Origin of the sequence: Phormidium sp. FACHB-1136 (genome assembly GCF_014697375.1) — a bacterium.
GTDB lineage: Bacteria > Cyanobacteriota > Cyanobacteriia > Phormidesmidales > Phormidesmidaceae > Nodosilinea.
The window spans coordinates 1-1,806 of sequence record NZ_JACJRS010000250.1 but is presented as its reverse complement, the minus strand read 5'-3'; the positions used below and the strand labels follow the sequence as shown (position 1 = coordinate 1,806).

Below are 1,806 nucleotides of genomic sequence, written 5' to 3'. Positions count from 1 at the left end.
GATGCCGCTGGTCAGGCCCAAGCGCAACTGCGCGATCAGCTTGAGCAACAGCAACAATACATGACCCAGCTTGAGGCCAACATTCAGCGGTTTCGGTGGATTATCAACACTAGCCCCGCCACCACCTATACCTGTGGGGCAACCCTGCCTTACCCCTGCACCTACATCAGTCGTGGTTTAGAGCAGGTTTTAGGCTATACCCCAGCAGAATTTATGGCCAATCCAAACTTCTGGGAGACACATCTACACCCCGACGATGTGCCGCGTGTCTTTACCGAACTGACTGAATTGTTTGAGCATGGCAAGTTGCAACACGACTATCGGGTGCGTCACCAGGACGGCCACTATGTCTGGATTCGGGATGAGCTGATTCTGTTGCGAGATACCCAGGGCAAACCGCAGGAAATTGTAGGTTTCTTTACGGATATCAGTGGCTACAAGCAAAACGAGACCCAGGCTAACCGTCAGTTGGCAGCCATTGAGGCGGCGGCGGACGGCATTGCCATTCTGCAAAATGGCACATACGTCTACCTCAACCGTGCCCATGTAGAGATTTTTGGCTATACCCAGGCCGAAGAACTGCTGGGAAAATCCTGGACAGTGCTCTATGGGGCCGAAGAACTGGCCCGCTTTGACCGGGAGGTAATGCCCGCCCTAACCCGCGACGGCGTTTGGAGAGGGGAAGCCATGGCCATCCGCCAAGACGGCAGCACCTTTAACGAACGGCTTTCCTTAACCCTCACCGAAGACGGTTGGCTGATTTGTGTCTGTGCCGATATCACCCTGCGTAAACAGGCGGAATTTGCCCTCCAGCGCAGCAACCAAGAACTGGCCAGGGTCGCCCGCATGAAGGACGAATTTCTGGCCAACATGAGCCACGAATTGCGTACTCCCCTCAATGCCATCCTCGGCATGACCGAAGCGCTCCAGGAGGAAGTGTTTGGCCCCATCACCGACCACCAGCGGGAAAGTCTCGCCATTGTCGAAACCAGCGGCAACCATCTTCTATCCCTGATTAACGATGTTCTGGACGTAGCCAAAATTGAGGCGGGACAGAGCGAACTCGACTATGCAGCGGTCGATGTGCGCCACGTATGCTATTCCAGCCTGACGCTCGTCAAGCCGCAGGCCCACAAAAAACGCCTACACCTAGACGCTCAGATTCCCATGGGATTGCCGGATGTGTATGGAGATGAACTGCGTCTGCGCCAGATGCTTCTGAACCTGCTCAGCAATGCCATTAAGTTCACCCCCGCAGGCGGGCAGATTACCCTGACCGCCGCCTACCAACCCCTAGCCCCCGCCGCAAGGGTCACCAATCAGGCGATTCTCCATCCCAAAAGGGCTCCAACTGCCACGGTCGGGATTTTAACCATCACCGTAGCCGATACAGGCATTGGGATTAGCCCTGAGGATGCCCGCAAGCTGTTTCAACCTTTTGTACAAGTCAACAGCGCCCTCAACCGCGAGTATGACGGCACCGGACTAGGGCTGGCGTTGGTCAAACGCATTGCCGAAATGCATGGCGGACGGGTTGACCTCACCAGCGAACTGGGGCAGGGCAGTTGCTTTACCATTCAGCTACCGATTGTGGCCATACCCTAAACCTAAACAGCACCCCGGCTTCTCCAAGAAACCAGGGTGCTGATGCCACTGAAGGACAAGACGCTAGGATGCTTCAGAAACCCTAGACGATCCACAGACCTAGGCGCGAGCGGCAACCTTGGCGGTTTGCAGGCTTTCGGCCAGTTTGCGAACCACAGCGACCATGGCCAGGGGGTTATCCAGCTTGTTGACGGCGGAACC

At 56.0% G+C, this 1,806-nt stretch carries 1 protein-coding gene; it reads left to right on the top strand.

Going from position 1 to position 1,806, the window contains the following annotated elements:
- Positions 1 to 1,605 (top strand): PAS domain-containing protein (locus H6G62_RS27115; RefSeq protein ID WP_190500931.1); only part of this gene is annotated, 1,605 nt, incomplete at its 5' end.
- Positions 1,606 to 1,806: the final 201 nt, after the last annotated feature.